The sequence below is a fragment of the Methylobacterium sp. 142-1Y genome (assembly GCF_057747795.1).
This window is the reverse complement of record NZ_CM173224.1, coordinates 2,346,579-2,371,950: the sequence shown is the minus strand read 5'-3', so window position 1 is coordinate 2,371,950 and position 25,372 is coordinate 2,346,579. Positions and strand designations below refer to the sequence as shown.

Here is a 25,372-nt window from a genome sequence, read left to right as displayed (position 1 = left end):
GCGGCCCCGGAATGACCCTGTGAGGTAAAAACGGGGTGGGCTCGCGAAGATAACCCACCCTTTTTCTCACATATTCACGTAGTTCGGACCGCCCGGACCTTCCGGGGTCACCCAGTTGATGTTCTGGTTCGGGTCCTTGATGTCGCAGGTCTTGCAGTGGACGCAGTTCTGCGCGTTGATCTGGTAGCGCGGCGCTCCGCCCTCCTCGACCCACTCGTAGACGCCGGCCGGGCAGTAGCGGCCCGACGGCCCACCGAACACGTCGTGCTCGGAGGATTTCTGCAGGCCCATGTCCTTGACCTGGAGGTGGACCGGCTGGTCCTCCTCGTGGTTGGTGTTCGACAGGTAGACCGACGAGAGACGGTCGAAGGTCAGAACCCCGTCCGGCCTCGGGTACTTGATCGGCTTCACGTCCTTGAGCGGCTTGGTGCAGGCGTAATCCGGCTTGCCGTGGCTGAGCGTACCGAACAGCGACAGGCCGGCGAGCTCGTTGAGCCACATGTCGAGGCCCCCCAGTCCCACGCCCACGACCGTGCCGTACTTCGACCACAGCGGCTTGACGTTGCGCACCCGCTTCAGGTCGTGGCCGATCGGGCTCGACCGCCAGCCCTCCTCGTAGGAGGTCAGCTCGTCCTGGGCCCGGCCGGCGGCGAGCGCCTCGTGGATCGCGCCCGCGGCCTGCATGCCCGACAGCACCGCGTTGTGCGAGCCCTTGATGCGCGGCACGTTGACGAAGCCGGCCGAGTCGCCGACGAGGCAGCCGCCCGGGAAGACGAGCTTCGGCACCGATTGCCAGCCGCCCTCCATGATCGCGCGCGCGCCGTAGCCGATGCGCTTGGCGCCCTCGAACACGTCCCGGATCATCGGGTGGGTCTTGAAGCGCTGGAACTCCTCGAACGGCGACAGGGTCGGGTTCTCGTAGTTCAGGTGCGTGACGAATCCGACCGACACCAGGTGGTCGTCGAAATGGTAGAGCCAGGAGCCGCCGCCGGCCTTGTTCGGCAGCGGCCAGCCCATCGAGTGCTGCACCAGCCCGGGCCGGAACTTCTCCGGCTTGACCTGCCACAGTTCCTTGACGCCGAGACCATATTTCTGGTGGTCGGAATGCTGGTTGAGGCGATAGCGGTCGATCAGCTTCTTGGTCAGCGAGCCGCGGGCGCCCTCGCCGAACACCGTGTACTTGGCGCGCAGCTCCATGCCGCGGGTGAAGTCGTCCCGCGCCTCGCCCGAGCGGGCGATGCCGAGGTCGCCGGTGGCGATGCCGACGACGGCTCCCGCGTCGTCGTACAGGATCTCGGCGGCCGGGAAGCCCGGATAGATCTCGACACCGAGTTCCTCCGCCTTGCGGCCGAGATACTTGGTCACGTTCGAGAGCGAGCCGACGAAGTTGCCGTGGTTGCTCATCAGCTTCGGGAAGGCGATGTTCGGCAGCGAGACGCCGCCCGCCGGCCCGAGGAACATGAACTCGTCCTTCACCACCTCGGTCTTGAGGGGGCGGTCCGGGTCCTCGCGCCAGCCGGGGACCAGGGAGTCGAGCCCGCTCGGGTCGATGACCGCACCGGACAGGATATGGGCGCCGACCTCGCTGCCCTTCTCGACCACCACCACCGACACCTCGGTGCCGGCCTCACTGGCGAGTTGCTTCAGCTGGATGGCGGCAGCCAGCCCGGCCGGGCCCGCTCCGACGATCACCACGTCGAAGTCCATCGCCTCGCGTTCCGGCAGCTCCATCCTGATCCTCCCCTGGTCTCTGGATAGTTCACATATAAACGATCTCGGGCCGCCTCAAGCGGTCCCAATGGCCGGACCGTGCGACGGCGTGTCCCTGGGTGCAAGCGCCCGCGCCTGGGCCGCGCCCGCGAGAATGCCTGTGCGCGCCCTGTCGCACCTGTTGTCCACAGCCGTGCAGCACGCCACATCACACTGATGACGCCCGACGCTCCCGACAGCCGCGACCTGCTCTCCTTCCTCGACTTCCACGTCGCGGCGGGCGTCGATGCCGCGCTGGACGAGACGCCGCACGACCGCTTCGCCGAGCCGGAAGCGCCGCGTCGCGCCGTCCGGGCGGAGGCTACAGCGTCCGAGGCGCCGTCTCGGCCGCTTCCGTCCGCGAATGACGAGCTCAGCCGGGCGGCGCCTGATAGGCAAGAAGCTCCCGGACAAGAGGTTCCTCGCCGGGAGCTTCCCCGCAGGGAGGCGGTGCGCGAGGCGCCGCGGGCGGAGGCCGCCAGCACCTACGGCCGTTCCGCCGCCGCCGCTCCCGGCGAGGCGGCGGGCGACGCCCGCGAACTCGCCGCCACCGCCGCGAGCCTGGAAGAGCTGGAAGGCCTGCTTGGCCGGTTCGAGAGCTGCGCGCTCCGCTTCACCGCCAAGAACCTCGTCTTCGCCGACGGCAACCCGCAGGCGCGGGTGATGTTCGTCGGCGAGGCGCCGGGGGCGGACGAGGACCGGATCGGCAAGCCGTTCATGGGTCGCTCGGGCCAGCTCCTCGACCGGATGATGGCGGCGATCGGGCTCGACCGGACCAACGCCTATGTCGGCAACGTCGTGCCCTGGCGCCCGCCGGGCAACCGCAACCCGACCCCGCAGGAACTCGCGACCTGCAAGCCGTTCATCGAGCGGCAGATCGCGCTGGCCGATCCCGACATCCTGGTCTGCCTCGGCGGCGTCGCCACCCAGGCGCTCGCCGGGACCAAGGACGGCATCCTGAAGTCGCGAGGGCGGTGGTTCCCCTACCGGACCGACAAGCGCGAGATCCGGCTGCTCGCCACCCTGCACCCGGCCTACCTGCTGCGCCAGCCGCTGCAGAAGCGTCTTGCCTGGCGCGACTTCCGGGCTCTGCGGGCGGCCCTCGACGAGGGCGCGCCGTGATCGCCGCCATGTGCGGCGAAGCGGAACCGTGCCGGCTCCCGTCGATTACTCTTGAGCCTTTCGCCTGCGCCGCGTAGCCGTCGCGGCCAAGGTTCACGGGCCGACGGGTAGCAGACCATGCGCTGGGAAGATTTTCGCTCCTCCGACAACGTCGAAGACCGCCGCGGCGAGGGCGGCGGTGGCGGCGGATTCGGTTTCCCGGGCGGCGGCGCCGGGGGGCTCGGCATCGGCACCATCGTCATCCTGTGCATCATCGGCTGGGTCACCGGCATCAACCCGGCGATCCTGATCGGCGGCGCCGAGCAGATGACGCGCCCACGCGCGCCCCAGGAACAAGGTCAGCAGCAGGGCCAGCAGCCCGACCGGCGCACCGGCGCCCCCACCGACCAGTCCGGCAAGTTCGCCGCCGCGATCCTCGGCAACACCGAGGACGTGTGGAAGACGGTTCTGCCGAACCAGACCGGGCGCCAATACACCCCGACCACGATGGTGCTCTATACCGGCGGCACCCGCAGCGGCTGCGGCCAGGCCCGGGCGGCCATGGGCCCGTTCTACTGCCCGCTCGACAAGAAGGTCTATCTCGACACCACCTTCTTCAAGGAGATGGAGCAGAAGTTCCACGTGAAGGGCGATTTCGCCTATGCCTATGTGATCGCCCACGAGGTCGGCCACCACGTCCAGGACGTGCTCGGCATCCTGCCCAAGGTGCAGCAGAAGCAGCAGCAGGTCGGCGAGCGCGAGTCGAACGCCCTCTCGGTCCGCGTCGAGCTGATGGCCGATTGCCTCGCCGGCGTCTGGGCCAAGAACTCGAACGACCGCTTCAACTCGCTCGAGCCCGGCGACATCGAGGAGGCGATGCAGGCGGCGAGCGCCATCGGCGACGACAAGCTCCAGAAGCAGAGCCAGGGCTACGTGGTGCCGGATTCCTTCACCCACGGCTCCTCGGCCCAGCGCATGCGCTGGTTCCAGACCGGCTACCGCAGCGGCCAGACCCAGTCCTGCGACACCTTCCGGGCCTCGCAACTCTGATGCCAGATCTTGACCAAGGCCGCCTCGACCAAGCCCGGGACTTCGTGCCGTTGTCGATCGCGGTGCTCACCGTCTCGGATACCCGCACGCCGGCCGACGACCGCTCGGGCGACACGCTTGCCGAGCGCATGACGGCGGCGGGGCACCGCCTCGCCGCCCGGGCGATCGTGCCGGACGAGGTCGAAGCGATCCGCACCCAGGTGAAGGCCTGGGCCGCCGATCCGGGCGTGGACGTGGTCATCACCACCGGCGGCACCGGCTTCACCGGCCGCGACGTGACGCCGGAGGCGCTGGAGCCCCTGTTCGAGAAGCGGATGGACGGGTTCTCCGCCGTCTTCCACCGCATCTCCTACGACAAGATCGGCACCTCGACGCTGCAGTCGCGGGCCACGGCCGGAGTCGTGAACGCCACCTACGTGTTCGTGCTGCCGGGCTCGCCCGGCGCTTGCAAGGACGCCTGGGACGGCATCCTGGCGGCCCAGCTCGATTACCGGCACCGGCCGTGCAACTTCGTCGAGATCATGCCGCGCCTCGACGAGCACCTGAAGCGGGGCGCTGCGAAAGCATTTTCCGACGAAGTGGGTACCGGTTCGTCTTAGACAATGCGTCACAATCAAAGATCTAGAGTAGCGTCCGATCGCAACGCGATCGGGCGATACTCTAGCTCCGCAGCAGCGACCCCCGCAGGGGCCTGACCGGCAGGCGGACCTTGAGCGGCAGACCCGCCCGCAGGGCCTGCACCCGCACGAGGTCGCCGGCCCGCACCTGCCGGGTGCCCGTCAGCGACTCGCGCCGTCCGGCGATCCGCTCGAACAGGGCGGCGTGCGGGCGGCGCAGGCGGCCGACCGCCTCCGCTTGCACCGTGGCGCCGAACCGGTCGAGCACCCGAATCCAGCCCTCCGCCGGCACGTCGCCGGCCTCCAGGCACAGCATCCAGGGACGGCGCGCCAATCCGGCCGCCGCCACCCAGGGGCTCGGCCCCCGCGCCACCAGGGCCGCGCCGGTGCTCTCGGCCATGGTGGCGACCTCCGGATCGTCCGGATGCTCGGCTGCGATCACCGCATCGCCCACCACGCCCGCCGCGACGCCGGCCACGAGGGCCGCCAGGGTGTCGGCGAGGGCGTCGATGCGCTCCGGATCGATCGCGCCGGGGAGATGGATGGCAGCCGTGAACATGATGGCGCCATAGCGGATAGGAGGCGGCGCGTCCTGCCTCGATCGTTGGCAATTTATTCTCCCTTGTGATCGTTCCTGTTTTGTTCTAACCACGGCCGTGCGTGTGCGGGAGGTCGGAATGGAATCGGGATGCGGGCGGGCGGCGCGCCGCCTCGCCGGGTCGACCCCGGCGGCGGAGAGCCGCCGCGGGCGCGGCGCCACCGCCAACCCGACCGGCCGGTTCGAGCCCGCCGCCCGCGAGGCCTTCGCCGACGGCTGGGAGATCGAGGACGAGCTGCCGCCTCTGCGCACCGAGGTGACGCTGGAACGGGCACGCAGCATCATCACCCGCAACACGTCGCCCGATATCGGCTTCGACCGCTCGATCAATCCGTATCGCGGCTGCGAGCATGGCTGCTTCTACTGCTTCGCCCGGCCGAACCACGCCTATGCAGGGCTCTCGCCGGGGCTCGACTTCGAGACCAAGCTGTTCGCCAAGCCCGACGCGGCGGCCCTGCTCGAACGGGAACTCTCGGCCCGGGGCTACGCGCCCCGCACCATCGCGCTCGGCACCGCCACCGATCCCTACCAGCCGATCGAGCGGCGCTACCGCCTGACCCGCGGCGTGCTCGAGGTGCTGGCCCGCTTCCGCCATCCGGTCGGCCTCGTCACCAAGTCCGACCTCGTGCTGCGCGACCTCGACATCCTGGCGCCGATGGCGGCGCAAGGGCTGGTGAAGGTGGCCCTCTCGGTCACGACCCTCGATCCCGACCTCGCCCGCCGGATGGAGCCGCGTGCCCCGCGACCCGAGAAGCGCCTGGCGGCGATCCGGGCGCTCGCCGCGGCAGGCGTGCCCGTGATGGTGCTGGTGGCGCCGCTGATCCCCGGCCTCAACGACCACGAGATCGAGGCCGTTCTGACCCGGGCCCGCGAGGCGGGGGCCGCTGAGGCCGGCGGCGTGCTGCTCCGCCTGCCGCACGAACTCGCCGACCTGATGCGCGACTGGTTTGCCGAGCATTTTCCCGATCGGGCCGGGCGGACCTTCTCGCTCCTCGCGCAGAGCCGCGGCGGCAAGGTCTACGATGCGACGTATGGCCGGCGGTTTACCGGGACCGGACCTTACGCGGACCTGCTCGACCAGCGCATGCGGGTGGCGATGACCCGGCTCGGGTATCCGGCGGAGCGGGTGCGGTTGCGGACGGATCTGTTCAGGGGGCCGCTGCAGAAGGGTGGGCAGTACAGCTTGTTCTGAGCGGCGAGACCGTCGCGGACGGGGCGTGGGTTTCCCCTCTCTCCGCCCGCGGGGAGAGGAGGGTTCCCGCCCCCTTCCTGCCGCCGGGCCGCTCATCCGCCACGCAGTGCAGCGCCACCCATTTCCCCAAGGGAAATCCCTGCTACGCTGCCGCGATGACCGGCGCTCCTCCCACCCTCGACACCCCCCGCCTCCATCTGCGCCTCGTCGCCCCCGAGGACGCGGAGGCGACCAGCGCCCTGATGACCCCGGCGGTGAGCCGGTGGCTCGCCTTCTGGCCGCTCCCCTTCACCGTCGCGATGGCGCGGGAGCGGATCGCCCTGGCGCGCTCCCTGGCCGAGGCGGGACAGGGGCTCTCCCTCGCGGTGACCGCCCGCGACACCGGCGAATTCCTCGGCTGGATCATGCTGCACCGGACCCGCGAGGATCCGAAAACCGCCACCTTCGGGTACTGGCTCGGCGAGGCGCATCAGCGCCGGGGCTACCTGCGCGAGGCGGCGACGGCCCTGCTCCCGGTCGCCGCCGCGTGGCTCGACGTCGACCGGATCGAGGCCAGTGCCCAGCCGGAGAATGCGGGTTCGTTCGCGGTGATGCGGGCCTGCGGCCTGGTCTTCCGGCGCGAGGAGGTGATCCACGCCCCGGCGCGGGGCCGCGACGAACTCGTGCACGTCTACGGCGTCGAGCGTGAGAGCCTCACTCCGGCGTGAGGGTGAGCTCGACGGTGATGCAGGCGGGGTTGGTGCCTCGCTTCAAGACACCCTCGTGGATGTCACCCGCCACATCCACCACCGCGATGTCGAGATGCGCGACCAGGCCGCCCTCCGGCCCCGGCCGCACGGCGCCGTCGCGGATCAGCACCTCGCTGGCGATCGTCGGGATCACCCGCCCGTCGGCGAAGGCCGGCCGCACGATGCTGCCGATGCCGCGGACCCGTGCCGCCGTCAGGCGATGCGCCCGGGCCGCCGCCTCGATCGCCGCGTGAATCTCCTCGTTCGGCTGGATCTTGAGCAGCAGGCAGCCCGTCCCGCCGGAAGCCAGGGGCGCCGGGGTGAACAGCGAGAAGTTGGTCTCGGCATCCGGCTCGACCCGCCAGGCTGCGCCCGCCGTACCCCAGGCCTCGGCCCGGACGGGTCGCGCCACCACCACCTCCGCCGGCAGCAGGTGGCCGGCCCGGCGGCGTCCGTCGGGCTCGATCCAGGTGCCGTGGACGTGCAGGAAGGGCGCACCGTCGCGCTCGCCGAAGGTGGCGCTCGCCCGCTCCAGCCGCGTCTCGCCCGCCGGCCGGTAGGTCTCGCTGTAATAGGCGGCGAAACGCGGATCGGCGGAGAGGGCCGGCATCACGTAGGCGAAGGGCGAGAAGCTCCCGCCCGTGAGATGCACCACGCCGCCCCGCATGCCGGCGAGCGGCCCGGCGACGGCGTCGAGCAGCGTGCGTCCCGGCGTGAGATCGAAGGCCCGGTGGAGGAGGGGACCCGTGGCGGCAAGCCAGCGCTCCGGTCGCTCCGGTCCGGGCTGGACGAGGGTGGTGAAGGCCGGCGTCGCGCTCACCCTTCAAGCCCTCTCGCCGATGAGGCCCGCCGCCTCCAGCTCTTCCCGCACCATCTTCTTGGTGATCTTGCCGTAGCCGGATTTCGGCAGCGACTCGCGCAGGATGACCCGCCGGGGCAGCTTGTAGCGCGCGACCTTGTCGAACAGGAACGCCATCACGTCGTCCTCGGAGAGCGCCATGCCCTCCCGCGGCACGCAGACCGCGATGCCGATCTCGCCCCAGGTCGGGTCCGGCACGCCGAGCACCGCCGTCTCGGCCACCGCCGGATGGGCCAGGATCTTCTCCTCGATCTCGCGGGGATAGATGTTCGAGCCGCCCGAGATGTACATGTCGGAGGCGCGACCCGTGATGTAGAGGAAGCGATCCGCGTCGAGGGTGCCGAGATCGCCGGTGCGGAACCAGCCGTCGCGAAACGCCTCGGCATTGGCCTTGGGATTCTCCCAGTAGCCGGCGAAGACCGCCGGGCCGCAGACGCAGATCTCGCCGGTCTCGCCCGGCGCGACCTCGCGTCCTTCCGGGTCCTGGATCTGCACCTGCATGCCGGTGCGCTCGAAGCCGCAGGTGCCGATCTTCACGCCTGGGCCGTCCTCGGCCTCGTGCAGGGCCGGCGGCAGCACCGTGATGTTGCCGGTGACCTCGCCGAGGCCGAAATACTGCACGATGACCTTGCCGAGCGTGCGCAACGCCCGCTTCTGGTCCTCGCGGTACATCGGCGCGCCGGCATAGATGATGTATCGCAGCGAGGAATGGTCGTTGGACTCGACCGCCGGGTGCTCGACCATCATCTTCAGGATCGTCGGCACGGTGAACATGTTGGTGACCCGGTGGCGCGCCACCAGGCCCCAGACCTCCGCGGCGTCGAAGCGGTCGGAGCCCGGCAGCACCGAGGTCACCGCGCGGGCGATCTGCGTCACCGCATGCACCCCGGCCCCGTGCGAGAGCGGCGCCACCACCAGGGAGGCATCCGTCTCCGCGCTCGTGCCCGGCATCAGGTCGCAGAGGTGGTTGGTGATCACGAAGGCCATCTGGCCGTGGGTCAGCACCGCGGCCTTCGGCTTGCCGGTGGTGCCGGACGTGTAGAAGAACCAGCACGGGTCGTCGTGCTCGACCGCGACATTGGCCACCGTCTGGCCCGCGCCCTCGTCCAGCAGGGTCTCGTAGGCCTCGCCCTCGGCCGGGCCCTCGCTGATCACGACGATGCGGGCCAGGTCCGGTCGGGCCTCCCGCACGGCGGCGACGTGGTCGGGGTAATCGGCGTGGCACAGGAAGGCGGCCGCGCCCGATTGCTGCGCCATGTAGGCGACATCGCTCGGCATCAACCGGAAATTCGTCGGCACGAACACCGCGCCGAGCCGGAACGCGGCATACATCGTTTCGAGAATGGCGTTGCCGTTGCGGGCATGGACCAACAGGCGGTCGCCCTTGGCGATCCCGCGCTGCCTGAGTGAAGCGGCCAGCGCCGACACCCGGGCGTCGAACTCAGCCCAGCTCCAGCTCCGCCCGCCCCAGATGATGGCCGGCCGATCCGCGTGGCGCGCGGCGGCCTGGGTGAGGGAATGGGCGAGATTCATCACCCGGCGCGACATCGGGGTCATCATCGGGCAACGCTCCGGCTCTGGGTGCTCACGTCGGTTCCTCCCTGGCGGCGGCCGTTCGGCCTGCACGTGGGGAGGAGCTTACGACGCTCGGGGCGGGAAGCGGAAGCGCGGGAGGCGCAGGGCTCGGCCCTGCGCCTCGCTTTCACGCCTCCGGCAGCGGGGTCCGCGCACTCTCCGCCACCGCCTCCTGCCGCCAGGTCGAAGGCTGGTCCTCGGCCCCCGTGCCGAGCGGGCATTGCACCATCACGCTGTCCGCCCAGCGGCCGTGGCGGTAGGCCACGGCCGGCAGATGACCGACACGCGTGAAGCCGCAAGCCTCGTGCAGGCGCAAGGACGCTTCGTTCTCGGCGTCGATGTAGCCGATCATCTGGCGGTAGCCGCCCGCCGCGCAGGCCTCGATCAGGGCCGGCAGCAGGCGCCGGCCGATGCCGGCATGGAGATGGCCGGCATGGACGTAGATCGAGTGCTTGAGGGTGTAGCGGTAGGCCGGCCGCTTGCGGAACGGCACCGCGTAGGCGTAGCCCGCCACCATCCCGTGGCGCTCGGCCACGAGGTGGGGCAGGCGCTTCGACCGCATGTTCTTGCGCCGGCGCTTGAGGTCGTCCGGCCGGAGCCGGTCTTCCTCGAAGTCGCCGGTATCGCCGACGCCATGGCGGATGTGGTGCTCGTAGATCTCGATCATCGCCGCGACGTCGGCATCGGTCGACGGGCGGATCACGATCCCGGGCTGCGAAGGCACCGAGTCCATCAGCGGCCCTCGCGCAGCACGTAGGTATAGAAGCGGATGCGCCCATCCGGCTCGACCTGGCGGTAGACGCCCTGGATCTCGGCCTCGAAGCCCGGGAACAGGTTGGCGGCGGCCTCGAACATCTTGAAGTAGTCGAGCATGGGTTTCGCCCGCTCGTCCAGCCGCTCGCCCGGCAGCACCGTGCCGATGCCCGGCGGGTAGACCAGCATCAGGGTGGTGGCGACACGTCCTTCGGCCTCGGCGATCGGTACGAAGTCGACGTTGTTGCGGGTCAGCATCTGCGCCGCGGATTTCGGCGGCATCACCATCTCGGGCAGGTGCTCGGGCATGAACTGCTTGCGCTGGAGCCCCGAGGTGCCGGCCTGGCGATGGAAGGCGTGGTAATCGGCGCAGAGGTCGCGCAGGCGCACGCCGCCATAGCGTTGCGGCCGGCGCCGGACGAATTCCGGCATCGCCTCTTCGAGCAGCACGTTATCGTCGTGCAGGCGCTTGAACGCCACCAGCCCCGAGATCAGCGTGCCGGCCTTCGACGATTCGACGCCCGGTGTCAGCAGGAAGAGCAGCGAGTTGAGGTCGTTCTTCTCCGGGACGATGCGGTTCTCGCGCAGGTACTGGGCGACGATCGGGGCCGGCACGCCGTGCTCGGTATATTCACCCGTCCGACGGTCGAAGCCGGGGGTCAGCACCGTCAGCTTGTTCGGATCGGTGATGGCATAGCCCGGCGCGACATGGGTGAAGCCGTGCCAGCCGGCCCCGGGCTTCAGCTCCCAGTGGCGCGCGTCGGAGGCGAGCTCGTCGGTCGGCAGGCTCTCCCACGGCACCTCGGCGCCGCCCGCGCCCGTCGCCAGGTCGGGCACGAAGGGATCGAAGAACCAGCGGCGCTTGGGGTCGCGCTCGTTCTCCTCGAATTCCTTGCGGATCGCCCGCACCTTCTTGCGCCACTCGATGCCCAGCCGGATCGTATCGTCCCACAGGATCATGCCGGATCGCCCCTTCATCATCTGGGCGCCGACGTCGAGGGAGGCGAAGAGGGGGTAGAACGGCGAGGTCGAGGCGTGGACGAGGAAGCTTTCGTTCAGCCGCCGATGCTCCACCCGCCTCGTCTGGCCGCGGATGTGGCCGTCCTTGGTGTGGATCTGCGAGGCCTGGGAGAAGCTCGCGAGCTGCTTGTGGGTCGATTGCGTGGCGATGATGCCGGGCGAGGTCTCGTCCAGCCCCGTCAGCCCCATGGCGTAGCGGCCCTGGAACAGCGGATGGAACTTCATGAAGCCGGCCCAGGCCTCGTCGAACAGGATGTAGTCGCAGAGGTGCCCGATCCTGGCGACGATCTCGCGGGCGTCGTAGATCGTGCCGTCATAGGTGCATTGCTCGATGACCGCGACGCGGAACGGCCGCTCGCGCCGCCAGGCCTCCTTGTCCTTGACCAGCGGGTTGTCGCGGATCTTCCGGCGGATCTTGTCCTCGTCCAGCGCCTCGTGGAAGATCGGGCCGATCAGCCCGTAGGCGTTGCGGTCGGTCTCCAGGAAGATCGGGATGCCGCCGCCGAGGAACAGCGCGCCGTGATGCGCCGCCTTGTGGTTGTTGCGGTCGAACAGAACCAGATCGTCCTCGGCCACCAGCGAGGACAGCACGATCTTGTTCGAGGCCGAGGTGCCGTTGAGCACGAAGTAGGTCTTTTCGGCCCCGAAGATCTGGGCCGCCTCCTTCTGCGCCTTGAGCGCCGGGCCCTCGTGGGTCAGGAGGTCGCCGAGATCGAGGACCGAGTTGTCGAGGTCGTCGCGAAAGATCGCCTCGCCCAGATGCTCGACGAAGATGCGGCCGATCGGCGAGCGGTTGTAGAAGATGCCGCCGTTGTGGCCGGGGCAGGTCCAGAGCTGGTTGCCCTTCTCGGCGTAATCGACCAGCGCCCCGAAGAACGGGGTCTTCAGGGTCTCGGCATATTGCGTCACCCGGCTGACGAGGCCGCGGGCGATGAATTCGGGGGTTTCCTCGGCGAGGAAGATGTAGCCGTCGATGAAGTCGAGCAGCTCGACGGGGATGTCCTCCAGGCGCTTGCGCCGGACCATGATGACGATCGGCATCTCGAGGCCGCGCTTGCGCATCATGTCGATGAGCGCCGCCGCCTTGCCGTCGAGGCCGCGCTTGCCCCAATCCACCACCAGGCAGCCGACCGCCGCATCGGTCTGCACCGCGATCGCCGCATCCTCGACGCGCCGGGCCCGCACCACCTCGAAGCCGCGATGCTCGACCGCCGCCACGATCTGGTTGACGCGCACGCCCTCCAGGTCGTCCGGATCGAAGGCCGGCGTGCACATCAGCACGGTGAAGCGGCGGTGGAAATCCATCGGGCTTGGTCCTGTCCTTTGGGAATGGCGTGCGTGTCGGCCGCGCTCGTGACGTTCCGATGACAGTCGCGGGGCCGGCGACCGAATTAGCCGGGACGCGGCAGGCAAGGACGCACAAGGGACGCGAGGGCGGCGCCGAGCGCGGCGTATCCGCGGGGATTGAGATGGAGCCGGTCGGCCTCCAGGCTAGTGGCCGGATCGGGACCAAGCGCCGCGTCGCAGGCGAGGAGGGGCAGGGGAGCGATTCGGGCCCAGTCGCCGATGGCGGCGTTGAGGGCGCGCCGGCCGGCCTCGCTCCGCCCGGGCGGGGTTTCGCGCCACGGGACGGTGGCGAGCACGATCACCGGCGGTGCCCACGCGGCGCGCAGCAGCGCCACCAGGGAGTCGAGTCCGGCGACGATGGTTGCGGGCGGGTCGCCCTCCGCGAAGCTGTTGGTGCCCACCATCACGATCGCGCGGCGGGGCCGGATGGCGAAGGCGGCCATGGCGGCGAGGCGCCAGCGTGTCGTCTGCACCCGGTCGCCGGGCAGGCCGAGATTGAGCGTGGGGTGGCCGGTGGCCCAATCGAGCTCCCGCCCGGGCCAGCCGGCGGCGAGCGAGTCGCCGAGGATCACCGCCTCCGGCGCCGGACCGGCGGCGAGGCGCGCCATCAGGGCGCGGTGGCGGCGCAGGCCGGAGGCCTTGGCCGGCGGGGCAGGGGGGCGGGCGTCGCTCACCCGATGTGTTCAGGGCTGGCCGGGGAAACCGAGACGCGCGGGCGTCCTCCTCTCCCCGCGGGCGGGGAGAGGGCTGCGTCCCCGTTCAGGGGATGCAGCGAGCCCGAAGGGCGGGGGTGAGGGGGTGGTTCCGGATGAGACTCCTCCGGAACCACCCCCTCACCCCCGCTTCGGCTGCGCCTTCGCTTGCCGTGTTCCCTGGACAGGAACACGGCCCTCTCCCCGCCCGCGGGGAGAGGAGAAATTCCCGCGCTCCTCCTTTGCCCGCACCGCCCCACGACTCGTGCGCCTGAGTGCCCCATCACCCGATCCGCTCCAAGACGACATCTCGCTCCGCCACCGCCTCCGGGCCGATCCGGTACGCCGCCACGATGTCGGCCGCGGCCCGCTCGGCCTCCGCCTCGCTGCGGGCCTGCACCATCGCCAGCGGCCGGTCCGGCCCGACCTCGGCACCGACCGGGGCGAGATCGGTGACGCCCACCGCGTGGTCGATCCGGTCCTCCGGGCGGGTGCGGCCGCCGCCCAGCCCGATCACCGCGACGCCGATCGCCCGGGTGGCGATGGCGGCGACCCGGCCTCCCTGGGGCGGCACGACCGGGCGGATCACGGGGGCGGCCGGCAGGTGGCGCTCCGGGTGCGCCACGAGGTCGGCAGGGCCGCCGAGCGCCGCCACCATCCGCGAAAAGGTCTCGGCGGCGCGGCCCGACGCCAGGGCCTCCTCCAGGCGCGCCGTCGCCTCGGCCGTGTCGGGGCTCAGGCCCCCGAGGACCAGCATCTCGGCGCCGAGCGCCAGGGTCACGGCGTGGAAGCGCGGCTCGCGCCGGCGGCCCGTCAGATAGTCGATGGCATAAGCCACCTCGGCGGCATTGCCGGCGACGGAGGCGAGCGGCTGGTCCATGTCGGTGAGGAGGGCGCGGGTCGGCAGGCCGGCGCCGTTCGCCACCGTGACCAGGCTCTCGGCGAGCTCCCGCGCCGCCTCGGTGCTCGCCATGAATGCGCCGGACCCCGCCTTGACGTCCATCACGAGTCCCTGGAGACCGGCGGCGAGCTTCTTGGCCAGGATCGAGGCGGTGATCAGGTCGAGGGATTCGACCGTGCCGGTGACGTCGCGGATGGCGTATAGCCGCCGGTCGGCGGGGGCGAGGTCCGGGGTCTGGCCGATCACCGCGCAGCCGACCTCGCGGGTGACGCGCCGGAACAGGTCCACCTCCGGCTGCGAGACGTAGCCCGGGATGCTGTCGAGCTTGTCGAGGGTGCCGCCGGTATGGCCGAGGCCGCGGCCCGCGATCATCGGCACGAAGCCGCCGCAGGAAGCCACCATCGGGGCGAGGGGGAGGCTCACCGTGTCGCCGACGCCGCCGGTCGAATGCTTGTCGACCACCGGACCGGGCAGGTCCCAGGTCAGCACCGTGCCCGAGCGCATCATCGCCCGGGTCAGCGCCACCCGCTCCGGCAGCGACAGGCCGCGGAAGAACACCGCCATGGCGAAGGCCGCCGCCTGCCCCTCGGTGACGCGATTCGCGGTCAGGCCGGCGATGAAGGCCTCGATGGCGTCCGGCGGCAGTGCGTGGCCGTCGCGCTTGAGGCGGATCAGTTCCTGCGGCAGCAGCGTCATGAGGCGGTCCCGGGGAGAGAGAGCAGAGCGTGTCCGGTCGGCGGAGACAGTGGTGTGGGCATCTTTCTGTCCCACCCTCTCACCTCATCCTGAGGTGCGACCGTAAGGGAGCCTCGAAGGAGGGCTCCAGAAGTCTCGGCGGTTCCTGGAGCCCTCCTTCGAGGTCAGTCCATCTCCGATGGACTGACACCTCAGGATGAGGTCGTGGGCGGGAAGGGATTTCTCATCGACGTCAGGCCGACATCTGGAAGTCGCCGGAGAGCAGCGCCGTCACCAGCCGCCCGACATCCTCCGCGGCTTGCGCCGCCACCCGCTTGGTCTCGGCGTGATGCGGGGCGCCGGCTTCGAAACCCGCGGCGTAGTTCGTGACGAGCGAGAGTGCCGCGACCCGCAGGCCGTAGAACCGAGCGAGGATCACCTCCGGCACCGTCGACATGCCGACGAGGTCGGCGCCGAGGGTTTTGGCCATGCGTATTTCCGCCGGAGTCTCGAAGCTGGGACCCGAGAACCAGGCGTAGACCCCCTGGTGCAGGGGCATCCCGCTCGCCGCCGCCGCTTTCGTCAGCGCCGCCCGAAGCGCGAGATCGTAGGCGTCGACCATCGGCACGAAGCGCGCGTCGGAGGGCTCGCCGGTGAGCGGGTTCATGCCCGACAGGTTGATATGGTCGGTGATCAGCGCGAGGCGGCCGGGACCGGCTTGCGCAAGGAGCGAGCCGGCGGCGTTGGTGAGGAGGAGCGGCGGGGCACCGAGCGCCGCCACCAGGCCGACCGGCACCCGCATGACCGCGGCATCGCCGTGCTCGTAGGGGTGGGCACGGCCCTGGAACAGCAGCACGCGCCGCCCGCCGAGGCACCCCGCCACCAGCCGCCCGGCATGGCCCGAGACGCCGGAGGCCGGGAAATGCGGGATCTCGCCGTAGGGAATCGCGACCGGGTCCTCGACCCTGTCCGCCAGGGGCCCGAGCCCGGTGCCGGTGACGAGGGCGAGCGCGAAGGGACCGTCGAACCCGCGCGCCCGCAGGAAGGCGGCGGCGTCAGTGACCCGGGGATCGTCGGGCGGGGCGCTCACGCGAGGTTGTCCGGCCCGAACGAGGCGGGCAGCAACTCGTCGAGGGTGAAGGTTCGCCTCACGCCTTGCGGCCCGGCGACGTGGACCGGCGTGTCGGGGGCGGCGAATTCGCGGATGCGCTGGCGGCAGGCGCCGCAGGGGGTGACCAGCGCCTCGCCGTCGCCCAGCACCAGGATCGCCGCGATGCGCCGGCCGCCGCCCGCGATCATCGCCGCGATGGCGCCGGCCTCGGCGCAGGTGCCGACCGGATAGGCGGCGTTCTCGACGTTGCAGCCGGCATGGACCGCGCCGGCCTCGTCGCGGATCGCCGCACCGACGCGGAAGCGCGAATAGGGCGCGTGGGCGCGGGCCTGGGCCGCGCGGGCTGCGGAGAAAAGGGTGTCGGTCGGTTCCATCCTCGTCCCGGTGGCCGCATGACGTCGGGGCCGGATCATGGCTGCCCGAGCGCCCTCCGTCGAGCCCGTCGACAAGCCGCACGGCGCGCCCTACACCCGCATTCTCTGACGCGGAAAGGAAGTTTCGATGCTCGGACGGTTCGAGCGCGGCGGGTCCGGCGAGGCCGTCGTGGAGTATGGCGACAGCAACCTGCGGGTGGTGAAGCCCGGCCGGTTCGTGCGCTGCGCGGTGACCGGGGTCGAGATCCCCCTCGATGCCCTGCGCTACTGGAGCGTCGAGCGCCAGGAGGCCTATGCCGATCCCGACGCCGTGATGGTGCGCCTGCGCCAGACCTCAAAGACCGCGTAGCAGGTCGCGGAAGGCCTCGGGTTCGTCCAAGGCCAGGACCACCGGCAGCGTCGTCACCGGCCGCGCGGCCGGCCAGCGCATCCGGTCCTTCTCGGTGGTGACCAGCAGGAGGTTCTTCGCCGCGGCCTCCGCCGCCAGGGCCTCGGCCTCCGCTGCGGTGAAGGCGTGGTGGTCCGGGAAGGCGCGGGTCTCGCGCAGGTCGGCCCCGATCTCCCGCAGGGTCGCGAAGAACTTTTCGGGCCGGCCGATGCCCGCGAAGGCCAGGACCCGGCGCCCGCGCAGAGCCTCGGCCGCGGCGGGGTCCGCGACGAGCCGGCCGCGCAGGGCCGGCAGGCCGCGCTCCCGCGCCGCGGCCCGCACCCGCGCGCCGGGTTCGCCCTCGCCGATCACCAGGGCGGCGTGGACGTGGCCCCACTGCATCGCGGCCGGCGCCCGCAGCGGGCCCGCCGGAAACACCCGCCCGTTACCGAGGCCGACGGCGCCGTCGAACACCGCGATCGCCAGGTCCTTGGCGAGGCTCGGGTTCTGCAACCCGTCATCCATCACGATCGTGTCGGCGCCGGCCGCCGCACAGGCCCGCGCCCCCGCGACCCGGTCGCGGGCGACGATCGCCGGGGCGGCGCGGGCGAGCAGCAACGGTTCGTCGCCGATCTCGGCCGCTTCGTGCCGTGCGGGATCGACCCGCACCGGGCCTGGCAGGCGCCCGCCATAGCCCCGGCTCAGGAAGACCGGATGCCGGCCGAGATCGCGTAAGCAGGCCGCCACCGCGAGCGCCGTCGGCGTCTTGCCGGCGCCGCCGAGGGTGAAGTTGCCGATGCAGACCACCGGGCAGGGCGCCGCCTCACCCACCCGCGCCATCCGGCGGGCGGCGAGCGCGCCGTAGACGGCGCCGACCGGCGCGAGCAGCCGGGCCGCCGGCGCCGGCTCCTCCCGCCACCAGAAGCCCGGCGCCCGGATCACGAGGCGAACCGGCCGGCGATCTTCAACTGGCAGATGAAGGGCTCGATCGCCGCCATCGCCCGGTCGGTGGCGCCCCCGGCCGCCTCGATCGCGGCAGCCCCCGCCCGGGCCATGGCCCGGCGGGCGTTCGCGTCGGCGAGGAGCTGGCCGATGGCCGCCGTCAGCTCCTGCCCGTCGCGCACGATCCGGGCGCCGCCGGCCCGGTCGAGCGCGCCGTAGACCTGGGCGAAGTTGCGCACATGCGGCCCATACAGGACCGCGGCGCCGAGCCGGGCCGGCTCGATCGGGTTCTGGCCGCCGTGGCGGGCGAGGGATCCGCCGACGAAGACCAGCGGGCAGAGCCGATAGAACAGGCCGAGCTCGCCCACCGTGTCGGCGACGTAGAGATCGACCTTGTCGTGCGGCTGCCCGCCGGTCGCGCGGCGCCCGACCTTGAGGCCCGCCGCCACCGCGTCGGCGGCGATGGCCGGGCCGCGCTCGGGATGGCGCGGCACCACGATGGTGAGGAGGTCGGGATAGCGGCGCTTGAGCGCCCGGTGGGCCGCGGTGGCGGCGGCCTCCTCGCCCGGATGGGTCGAGGCGGCAAGCCAGACCGGCCGCCCGGCCATCACCCCGGCGAGCTGGCGCAGCAGTTCGGGATCGGCGGGCGGCGCGGCGGCATCGAATTTCAGGTTGCCGCCGAGCTCGACCCGGGGGGCGCCGAGCCGCGCGAAGCGCTCGGCTTCGTCTTGCGTCTGCGCGAGGCAGAGCGCGATGCGCGACAGGAGCGCCCGGGCGATGCCCGGGGTGCGCGACCACCCGCGGGCCGAGCGCTCGGACATCCGCCCGTTGACCAGGATCAGCGGCACCTCGCGCTCGTGCAGGGCCAGGATGGTGTTGGGCCAGAGTTCAGATTCGGCGACGAGCGCCAGGTCCGGCCGCCAATGGTCGAGGAAGCGGGCGAGGTAGCGCGGCGCGTCGAGGGGGGCGAACTGGTGGAGGGCGCCGCGGGGCAGCCGCCGCGCCAGCAGGGCCGCCGAAGTCCGGGTGCCGGAGGTGACCAGCACCGTGAAGCCGCGCCGGGTCAGGCGCTCGACGAGGCCGATGAGCGACAACGCCTCGCCGATGCTGGCGCCGTGGGCCCAGACCAGCGGGCCGGCGGGCCGCGGCTTGCCGGGCCGCCCGGTGCGCTCGGGCAGGCGCACCGGGTCCTCCTTGCCGCGCCGGCGGCGCCAGGCGAGCAGGCCCGCGAGCGCCGGCTCCCCGGCGATCAACCCGTAATGGTAGGCGCGCAGCAGCGCCGGCACGTCCTCGCGCCTCATCGGGCCGGCGCCCCTTTTCGGGTATGCACCGGGTCGACCCGGCCGACCTGCGCGAAGGCGCGGGCATGGACGGCGTTGAGGTCGGTCTCGATGCGCAGGCGCGCCGCCTCGACGCCGTCCGCGTCGAGGTCGCGGGCGATCGCGATCGGCTCGCCGAAGGCCATCACGCCGCGGCCGAAGGGCAGGCCGAGGCTCGCCCGGTCCCAACTGTCGAACTGCAGGTAGCGGCTCGTCACCACGGCGGTCGGCACGACGGGGCGGCCGGAGAGCCGCGCCAGCATCACGATGCCCTCGCCGCAGCGCCGCGACACCTTCGGCACGTCGGCGCTGAAGGCGACCGATTCACCGTCTTCCAGCGCCTTGAGGCAGCCGCGCAGGGCCTGGACCCCGCCCTTCGCCCAAACGTCGCTGGCGCGTCGCGCGCCCGAGCCGCGCATGACCCTGACCCCGAAGCGCTCGAGCACCGCGGTGTTCACACCGCCATCGACGGAGCGCGACACCATGGTGGCGACCCGGTCTTGCGGCCGGCGGACGAACGGCACCATGAGGTGCTGGCCGTGCCACATGGCGGCGATGAAGGGCCGCAGCGGCGTCAGCCACTCGTAGGCGTCGGGCGGATCGAGGCTGAAGCGGTTCGTGCGCCGCACCAGCTTCAGGTAGCTCGCGCCGAGGAAGCCGAGGCTCTCCTGGGCCGCCCGGCTGCGGGCGATGCGGGTGACGACGCTCATGCGGGCACTTCTGAAGGGGGACGCTTCGGGAGGACGCGGCGACTCGGGCGCGGGCCGGGCCCGCGCGCGAATCCGGGCGCCGTCATGCTCCGTTCGGGGCGGCGAGGCAACCGGCGGCCGCAGGGCGGGGCCTGACGTTGGGTGCGGCACCGCACCTGCGACGGGTTGGGCGTTGATCCCAGCATGGTGGGGTGGCGTCGCCTTCAATCCGATCGCTATGTGCCGAGTCGATCGCCATTCAGGCGAGGGAGCCGCGATGCACATGGATCACGAACCGACCGCCGACGGTACGGTACAGGGTCGTGTCTTTCCATGTCGACGCCAGTGGAGCGGGCGATGTTCTCCCGAATTCGGTGCATCTCAAGGAAGGAAGAGCTTAGCCACCGCAACGGTACCGCCGATGAGCGCTGCTGTTGCCGCGGCGGTAGCGGCAACGATCTGCCAGGGAGCAAGCACCCGGTCACGTTCCAGCTTCGCCGCCTCGGCCATCAGCTTGCGCTGCTCGGCAATGAACTTCTGCGTTTCTTCGTTCGAGCGGATGACCCGTGCGACCTGCTCGGCAATGTCGAGAGAGGCGTCGGCCATCGGGAATGTCCCTCGATCCGGGCTTGGGGCTACCCGCGGTCACCTCCGCAAGGTGCAGACGGCTGGGGCGATGGTCAAGGGTTGCCGACCGCCTCCCGCGCGATGTGGCGGGCGCCTCATCCTGGTTGCAAACCGACTTGTTTGGAATGGCTCCAATCTATAGATTGGAGCCATTCCAAACAGGAGCGTACGCATGAAGGCCCTGACCGATCTCACCGAGCGCGAGGTGCTGGCGCTGGCCATCGCCAGCGAGGAGGAGGATTCGCGCATCTACCGCAGCTTCGCCGAGAGCCTGCGGGCCGACCTGCCGGGTTCCGCCGGCCTGTTCGAGGCGATGGCCGACGAGGAGAGGGGCCATCGCGACGACCTCTATGCGGCCTATCGCCAGCGCTTCGGCGAGCACCTGCCGCCGCTGCGGCGGGAGGACGTGCACGGCTTTCCCCGCCGCCGCGCCTTCTGGTGGCAGGGTCTCGATGCCGGGCGGATGCGCCGGGAGGCGGAGGCGATGGAGGCGCAGGCCGCCGGCTTCTACGAGCAGGCGGCCACGCTCACCCGCGACCTCGGGGTACGCCAGCTCTTCGTTCGGCTCGCCGAGATCGAGCGCGGCCACGGCCGCCGGGCCGAGGCGCTGTCGGCCGAGCAGGAGAGCGGCGACGCCGCCGCCGAGGAGGCCCGGGCCGCCCACCGTCTGTTCGTGCTGCGCTACGTGCAGCCGGGCCTCGCCGGGTTGATCGACGGCTCGGTCTCGACGCTCGCGCCGCTCTTTGCCGCCGCCTTCGCCACCCACAACAACTGGCAGACCTTTCTGGTCGGCCTCGCCGCCTCGATCGGCGCCGGGATCAGCATGGGCTTCACCGAGGCCCTGTCGGATGACGGCAGCATCACCGGGCGCGGCTCGCCCTGGCTGCGCGGCCTCGTCTGCGGGGTGATGACGACGGTGGGGGGCCTGGGCCATACGCTGCCCTACCTGGTACCGGATTCCTGGGCGAATGCGTTTGCCATCGCGACGGTGCTGGCGGCCCTGGTGGTGATCGTGGAACTCTGCGCCATCTCGGCCATCCGCACCCGCTACATGGAGACGCCGTTCTGGCGCGCCGCCCTCCAGGTGGTGCTCGGCGGCGTGCTGGTGCTGCTCGCCGGCGTCGCGATCGGGAGCGCCTGACGGGTCCTCGTGCGGCACCGTGCGCGGGGGGCGGCCCCGAAAGCCGCTCCCGCCACCTTGAAAATGGTCTAGAAACGGGATGCGGAGGCACCGCAGAAACGCCCTCCAAAAAATCGTCCCGAGGAACCGCCGTGCAGACCAGCTTCACCCCCGCGCAGCTCGCCGACCCGGCCATGGCGGCCTCGGAGAAGATCCTGCGCACCTGCGTGCATTGCGGCTTCTGCACCGCCACCTGCCCGACCTACCTGCTGCTCGGCGACGAGCTCGATTCGCCGCGCGGGCGCATCTACCTGATCAAGGACATGCTGGAAGGGGGCAAACCGGCGAGCCCCGAGGTGGTCAAGCACGTCGATCGCTGCCTGTCCTGCCTGTCCTGCATGACCACCTGCCCGTCGGGCGTGCATTACATGCACCTCGTCGACCATGCCCGCGCGCATATCGAAAGAACCTATTCCCGCCCGGCGGAGGACCGGTTCCTCCGGGCGGTACTGGCCCGGGTGCTGCCCTACCCGAACCGTTTCCGCCTGGCTCTGCTCGGCGCCACGCTCGGCCGGCCGTTCCGGGGAATCGCCGCGAAGGTGCCGAAGGTCGGCAACCGGCTCGCCGCGATGCTCGACCTCGCCCCCGATGCGCTGCCGACCCGCTCGGCCCACGACAGGCCCGGCCGCTTCCCGGCCGCCGGCCCGCGCCGGGGCCGGGTGGCGCTCCTGCGCGGCTGCGCCCAGAGCGTGCTGCGCCCGGATTTTAACGAGGCGGCGATCCGGCTCCTGAACCGCCACGGCGTGGAGGTGGTGCAGGCGAAGGGAGAGGGCTGCTGCGGCGCGCTCACCCACCATATGGGCCACGAGGACTCGTCGCACGCGCTCGCCAAGCGCACGATCGACGCCTGGATCGCCGAGATGGACGGCGAGGGGCTGGATGCCATCGTGGTCACGGCCTCGGGCTGCGGGACCACGATCAAGGATTACGGCTTCATGTTCCGCGACGACCCGGCCTATGCGGCGAAGGCCGCCCGGGTGGCGGGGATCGCCCGCGACGTCACCGAATACGTGACGAGCCTCGGCCTGTCGGAGCCGGTGGTCGAGACCGACCTCGTCGTCGCCTACCATTCCGCCTGCTCGATGCAGCACGGGCAAGGATTGCGCACCGAGCCGAAGGCGCTGCTGGCGCGGGCCGGCTTCACCGTGAAGGACGTGCCGGAGGGCCATATCTGCTGCGGCTCGGCCGGCACCTACAACATCCTGCAACCGGAGCTGGCCGCGCACCTGCGCACCCGCAAGGTCGCCAATATCGAGCGGGTCCGGCCCGACGTGATCGCCACCGGCAATATCGGCTGCGCCACCCAGATCGGGAAAGGCACGGAGATTCCGATCGTCCACACGGTCGAACTCCTCGACTGGGCGACGGGGGGACCGCGCCCGGCGGCACTCGACGGGCTGGCGGACAAGCGGCCGGCCTTGGCGGCGGCGGAGTAGGGCGACGGGGACTGTCCGAAACAGGATGAGGCGCGGGCCTCCCCGCGAGCGGGGAGAGGGGAGGCCCGCGCCTCATCATCTTGCCGAACGCTGACGCAAACAGCCCTGCGGCGGTCATCCGCACTCAGGATGCTGACGGCGTCGCATCCTCCTTCTCCTCCGCCACGCCCCGGCAATCCGCCACTGTCGCCCGCGCCGTCTCGATGGCGATCGACACCGCGGCGAGCGTCCGGGCATCCAGATCCCGCCGGCGGATGTCGCGAACGACCTCGATGGCGAGCTTGTCGATCTCGACCGCGAGGCGGGCGATCGCGTCCGGGTCGCGCAGGGAGCGGGCTTGGTCGGTGATGTCGAGGAGCCGGTCGGTCACCTCGTCGATCCGCTCGCGCCGCAGGCTCGCGAGGCGCTGGCGCAGCCAGGCGACCGCCGAGGCGAGGCCGCCGCCCAAAGCCGCGAGCAGGTAGAGCGTGTCGCCGTAGCGCTCGACGAAGCCGTGCTGCTCGCGCTCGAAATAGTCGATCGCGCCGGGATGGATCGGGATGCGGGCGCTCGTCGCCGCCACCGTGGTCTCGTAGGACGGCGCCTGGACGTATTCCGCCGCGTCGGTCTCCTCGGCGGCGGCGGTGCGCCTCTCGAACAGGTGCTGGGTCACGTCCGCCGCGACGGCGCGGCTCATCGAGGCGCGGGCCATCAGCCGGTAGGAGGCGCCGACGGTCTTCACGTCTTCCTCCGGCAGCTTGGGCCGGCCGCCGAACAGGCCGGCCGGCACGGTGACCGCCTGGAGGCGGGGAAAGCGCTCGATCACCGCGTCGCTGTCCGGCACGTCGACGAAGTCGAGCTTGCCGTTGCGGCTTATGCCCCGCACCGCCTCGATCATCGCCCGCGCCTTCGGGGCGGAGGCCGCGATGATGCTGACATAGGCATCGATGCGCTTGTCGCGGATCGCCGCCGCCGCCTCCGTCCCGTCGATGGCGACGAGGCGGACCGCGTTCCCCGGGACAGGCACGGTCGCCGGGACGGTCTCGGTCTCGAGCAGCAGGTTGTAATAGGCGAGGATGTTCTTGAGCAGCCAGAAATCGGCGCTCTTGTGGGCCGCGATGCCGAGGCGTTTCCCCGCGAGCTTCGGGAAGCCCGTGATGCCGGAGGCATCCGGCGAGACGATCAGCATCGCCTGGTCGCGCAGGATGGCGAGCGTCAGGCCGTTCTTCGGCAGGAGCACGTCGGGCCGCACCACCGCGAGGTCGGCCCGGCCGTCCTGAAGCGCCGCCGCGCTCTCGCGGACGTCGTCGAAGGACAGGACCTTGAGCCGGATATTGGCACGGTCCGCAGCGAGAGCGTCGGCATAGGCCTTGATCAGGGCCGGCTCGGTCCCGTCCCGCGGGGCGACCGCGATGGTGAGCGTGGTCGCCTGGCTGAGGTAGAGCGCGACCCCGATGCCCGCGGCGAGCGCCGCCACGATCAGGGCCGCGACGGTCTCGCGCCGCAGGACCCAGTCCGGGAGGGTGGGCATCGGCGCGGTTCCGGTCAGAACACCGAGATCAGCACGATCCCGCCGACCATCAGGGCGGCGCCGAGAAGCCGCGGCGGCCCGGCCTTGACCTGGCGCATGCCGAGCCAGCCGAAATGGTCGAGCGCCACCGAGGTCAGGAGGTTGGCGGTGATGAGGAGCCCGTTCAGCGCCCCGGCCCCGACCTTGTCGACGAAGAGGAGACCGGCGAACACCGCGACCGCCCCGGTGATGCCGGCGAGCGGCATCCACCAGCGCACGCCCGCCAGATCCTTGCGGGTCGGCAGAGGCGTGGGTCTCAGCAGGAACATCAGCGCGAAGGCGAAGACCACCGGCACGAACGACACCGTGGCGGCGAGCCACGGGTTCACCAGCGCCCCGCGCAGCTGCGAGTTCCAGACCACGCCGATCGCCATCAGGGCGCCGGCCACCAGGATGAACGGGTAGAGCAGCTTGCCGCTCATGCCGTGGCTCTCGCCCTCGTCCTTCTTGCCCGCGGTCTTGGCGATGAACACCACGCCGGCCGCCATCATGAGGCCGCCGAGCCAGGGCAGCGGCTTGAAGCCGGCGGCCTGGAGCCCGAACAGCCCGAAGGCATCGAGGGCGAGCGAGGTGATGATGTTGGCGGTCAAGGTCAGGCCGTTGAACGGCCCGGCCCCGACCTTGTCGATGAAGGCGAGGCCGCCGAACACCGCCACCGCGCCGGCCAGCCCCCCGAGGGGGGCGTACCAGGGCATCTTCTCCAGGGTCTCGAGGCTCGGCAGCGGCGTCGGCATCACCAGGAACAGGGTGGTGAAGACGAACACGATCGGGAGGAACGACACCGTGGCGGCGAGCCACGGATTGACCATGTGCCCGCGCAGCTGCGCGTTCATCGCGTTGCCGAGCGCCTGCAACGCGCCGGCCACCAGGATGAAGGGATAGAGGAGCGCGGCGATCGACAAGGGGAGAGCCTTCCTGTGC

General features: G+C 71.2%; 24 protein-coding genes. 8 read left to right on the top strand and 16 right to left on the bottom strand.

All coding sequences use genetic code 11. The annotated features are described in order from the left end of the window. Positions 1–66: 66 nt before the first annotated feature. A complete protein-coding gene (locus AC3AOF_RS10890; RefSeq protein WP_488348529.1) occupies positions 67–1,731 on the bottom strand; it encodes an electron transfer flavoprotein-ubiquinone oxidoreductase in 1,665 nt (554 codons plus the stop codon). A 195-nt stretch (positions 1,732–1,926) separates the two neighbouring features. On the opposite strand from AC3AOF_RS10890, the gene AC3AOF_RS10885 reads away from it, so the two are divergent. The 3 genes from AC3AOF_RS10885 (at position 1,927) to moaB (ending at position 4,499) form a co-directional block, all read left to right on the top strand. Next, complete coding sequence (locus AC3AOF_RS10885; RefSeq protein ID WP_488348528.1) at positions 1,927–2,871, top strand: uracil-DNA glycosylase; 945 nt, start codon at positions 1,927–1,929, stop codon at positions 2,869–2,871. Between the two features lie 117 nt (positions 2,872–2,988). Beyond that, entirely contained in the window at positions 2,989–3,900 is a 912-nt protein-coding gene (ypfJ, locus tag AC3AOF_RS10880) for a KPN_02809 family neutral zinc metallopeptidase (protein ID WP_236992327.1), read from the top strand. Further along, entirely contained in the window at positions 3,900–4,499 is a 600-nt protein-coding gene (gene moaB / locus AC3AOF_RS10875) for a molybdenum cofactor biosynthesis protein B (protein WP_236992326.1), read from the top strand. Before ypfJ ends, moaB begins: the two co-directional genes overlap by 1 nt. Positions 4,500–4,560: 61 nt before the next feature. Here moaB and AC3AOF_RS10870 read toward each other — a convergent pair whose 3' ends face one another. After that, positions 4,561–5,076 (bottom strand): hypothetical protein, encoded by a 516-nt coding sequence (locus tag AC3AOF_RS10870; RefSeq protein ID WP_488348527.1) that lies wholly within the window; start codon positions 5,074–5,076, stop codon positions 4,561–4,563. Between the two features lie 118 nt (positions 5,077–5,194). Between AC3AOF_RS10870 and AC3AOF_RS10865 the strand changes: the two genes are divergently transcribed. Together AC3AOF_RS10865 and AC3AOF_RS10860 are read left to right on the top strand one after the other, a co-directional pair. Beyond that, complete coding sequence (locus AC3AOF_RS10865) at positions 5,195–6,307, top strand: PA0069 family radical SAM protein (protein ID WP_488348526.1); 1,113 nt, start codon at positions 5,195–5,197, stop codon at positions 6,305–6,307. 155 nt (positions 6,308–6,462) lie between these two features. Beyond that, positions 6,463–7,014 (top strand): GNAT family N-acetyltransferase, encoded by a 552-nt coding sequence (locus AC3AOF_RS10860; protein WP_488348525.1) that lies wholly within the window; start codon positions 6,463–6,465, stop codon positions 7,012–7,014. Here AC3AOF_RS10860 and AC3AOF_RS10855 read toward each other — a convergent pair. From AC3AOF_RS10855 to cdd, 8 genes are all read right to left on the bottom strand, one after another. Continuing rightward, positions 7,001–7,855, bottom strand: a complete 855-nt coding sequence (locus tag AC3AOF_RS10855) for a PCC domain-containing protein (RefSeq protein WP_488348524.1) — start codon at positions 7,853–7,855, stop codon at positions 7,001–7,003. The two genes, AC3AOF_RS10860 and AC3AOF_RS10855, sit on opposite strands and share 14 nt — an antisense overlap. Before the next feature lie 3 nt (positions 7,856–7,858). After that, a complete protein-coding gene (locus AC3AOF_RS10850; protein WP_488348978.1) occupies positions 7,859–9,451 on the bottom strand; it encodes an acyl-CoA synthetase in 1,593 nt (530 codons plus the stop codon). A gap of 145 nt (positions 9,452–9,596) precedes the next feature. Further along, a complete protein-coding gene (locus tag AC3AOF_RS10845) occupies positions 9,597–10,202 on the bottom strand; it encodes a GNAT family N-acetyltransferase (RefSeq protein WP_488348523.1) in 606 nt (201 codons plus the stop codon). Next, entirely contained in the window at positions 10,202–12,547 is a 2,346-nt protein-coding gene (locus tag AC3AOF_RS10840; protein WP_236992320.1) for an Orn/Lys/Arg family decarboxylase, read from the bottom strand. The genes AC3AOF_RS10845 and AC3AOF_RS10840 overlap by 1 nt, the downstream gene beginning before the upstream one ends. Positions 12,548–12,633: 86 nt before the next feature. Further along, positions 12,634–13,263, bottom strand: coding sequence for an SGNH/GDSL hydrolase family protein (locus AC3AOF_RS10835; protein ID WP_488348522.1), 630 nt, complete (start codon positions 13,261–13,263; stop codon positions 12,634–12,636). Between the two features lie 301 nt (positions 13,264–13,564). After that, on the bottom strand, positions 13,565–14,878 hold the full coding sequence (gene deoA / locus AC3AOF_RS10830) for a thymidine phosphorylase (RefSeq protein ID WP_236992318.1): 1,314 nt from the start codon (positions 14,876–14,878) through the stop codon (positions 13,565–13,567). A gap of 232 nt (positions 14,879–15,110) precedes the next feature. Further along, a complete protein-coding gene (locus AC3AOF_RS10825) occupies positions 15,111–15,947 on the bottom strand; it encodes a purine-nucleoside phosphorylase (RefSeq protein ID WP_488348521.1) in 837 nt (278 codons plus the stop codon). After that, positions 15,944–16,342 carry a cytidine deaminase gene (gene cdd / locus AC3AOF_RS10820; protein ID WP_488348520.1) on the bottom strand — a complete coding sequence of 133 codons (399 nt, stop codon included), beginning with the start codon at positions 16,340–16,342 and terminating at the stop codon, positions 15,944–15,946. Before cdd ends, AC3AOF_RS10825 begins: the two co-directional genes overlap by 4 nt. A gap of 127 nt (positions 16,343–16,469) precedes the next feature. On the opposite strand from cdd, the gene AC3AOF_RS10815 reads away from it, so the two are divergent. After that, positions 16,470–16,691 carry a DUF2093 domain-containing protein gene (locus AC3AOF_RS10815; RefSeq protein WP_236992315.1) on the top strand — a complete coding sequence of 74 codons (222 nt, stop codon included), beginning with the start codon at positions 16,470–16,472 and terminating at the stop codon, positions 16,689–16,691. Here the strand turns inward: AC3AOF_RS10815 and lpxK are convergent. From lpxK to AC3AOF_RS10795, 4 genes are all read right to left on the bottom strand, one after another. Further along, positions 16,677–17,648 carry a tetraacyldisaccharide 4'-kinase gene (lpxK, locus tag AC3AOF_RS10810; RefSeq protein ID WP_488348977.1) on the bottom strand — a complete coding sequence of 324 codons (972 nt, stop codon included), beginning with the start codon at positions 17,646–17,648 and terminating at the stop codon, positions 16,677–16,679. The genes AC3AOF_RS10815 and lpxK overlap by 15 nt on opposite strands. Further along, entirely contained in the window at positions 17,648–18,952 is a 1,305-nt protein-coding gene (locus AC3AOF_RS10805) for a 3-deoxy-D-manno-octulosonic acid transferase (protein ID WP_236992314.1), read from the bottom strand. Before AC3AOF_RS10805 ends, lpxK begins: the two co-directional genes overlap by 1 nt. Further along, positions 18,949–19,680, bottom strand: a complete 732-nt coding sequence (locus AC3AOF_RS10800) for a lysophospholipid acyltransferase family protein (protein ID WP_236992313.1) — start codon at positions 19,678–19,680, stop codon at positions 18,949–18,951. Before AC3AOF_RS10800 ends, AC3AOF_RS10805 begins: the two co-directional genes overlap by 4 nt. Before the next feature lie 360 nt (positions 19,681–20,040). Then, positions 20,041–20,265 (bottom strand): hypothetical protein, encoded by a 225-nt coding sequence (locus AC3AOF_RS10795; RefSeq protein ID WP_236992312.1) that lies wholly within the window; start codon positions 20,263–20,265, stop codon positions 20,041–20,043. A 193-nt stretch (positions 20,266–20,458) separates the two neighbouring features. Here AC3AOF_RS10795 and mbfA point away from each other — a divergent pair, with 193 nt between their 5' ends. After that, positions 20,459–21,427 (top strand): iron exporter MbfA, encoded by a 969-nt coding sequence (mbfA, locus tag AC3AOF_RS10790; protein ID WP_488348519.1) that lies wholly within the window; start codon positions 20,459–20,461, stop codon positions 21,425–21,427. A 131-nt stretch (positions 21,428–21,558) separates the two neighbouring features. Beyond that, the gene (gene glcF, locus AC3AOF_RS10785) at positions 21,559–22,902 is read left to right on the top strand and encodes a glycolate oxidase subunit GlcF (protein WP_488348518.1); all 1,344 of its coding nucleotides are present in this window, start codon (positions 21,559–21,561) and stop codon (positions 22,900–22,902) included. A 124-nt stretch (positions 22,903–23,026) separates the two neighbouring features. Here glcF and AC3AOF_RS10780 read toward each other — a convergent pair whose 3' ends face one another. After that, positions 23,027–24,412 carry a TAXI family TRAP transporter solute-binding subunit gene (locus AC3AOF_RS10780; protein WP_488348517.1) on the bottom strand — a complete coding sequence of 462 codons (1,386 nt, stop codon included), beginning with the start codon at positions 24,410–24,412 and terminating at the stop codon, positions 23,027–23,029. Positions 24,413–24,426: 14 nt separating this feature from the next. Continuing rightward, positions 24,427–25,353 (bottom strand): DMT family transporter, encoded by a 927-nt coding sequence (locus AC3AOF_RS10775; protein WP_488348516.1) that lies wholly within the window; start codon positions 25,351–25,353, stop codon positions 24,427–24,429. Between the last annotated feature and the right edge of the window lie 19 nt (positions 25,354–25,372).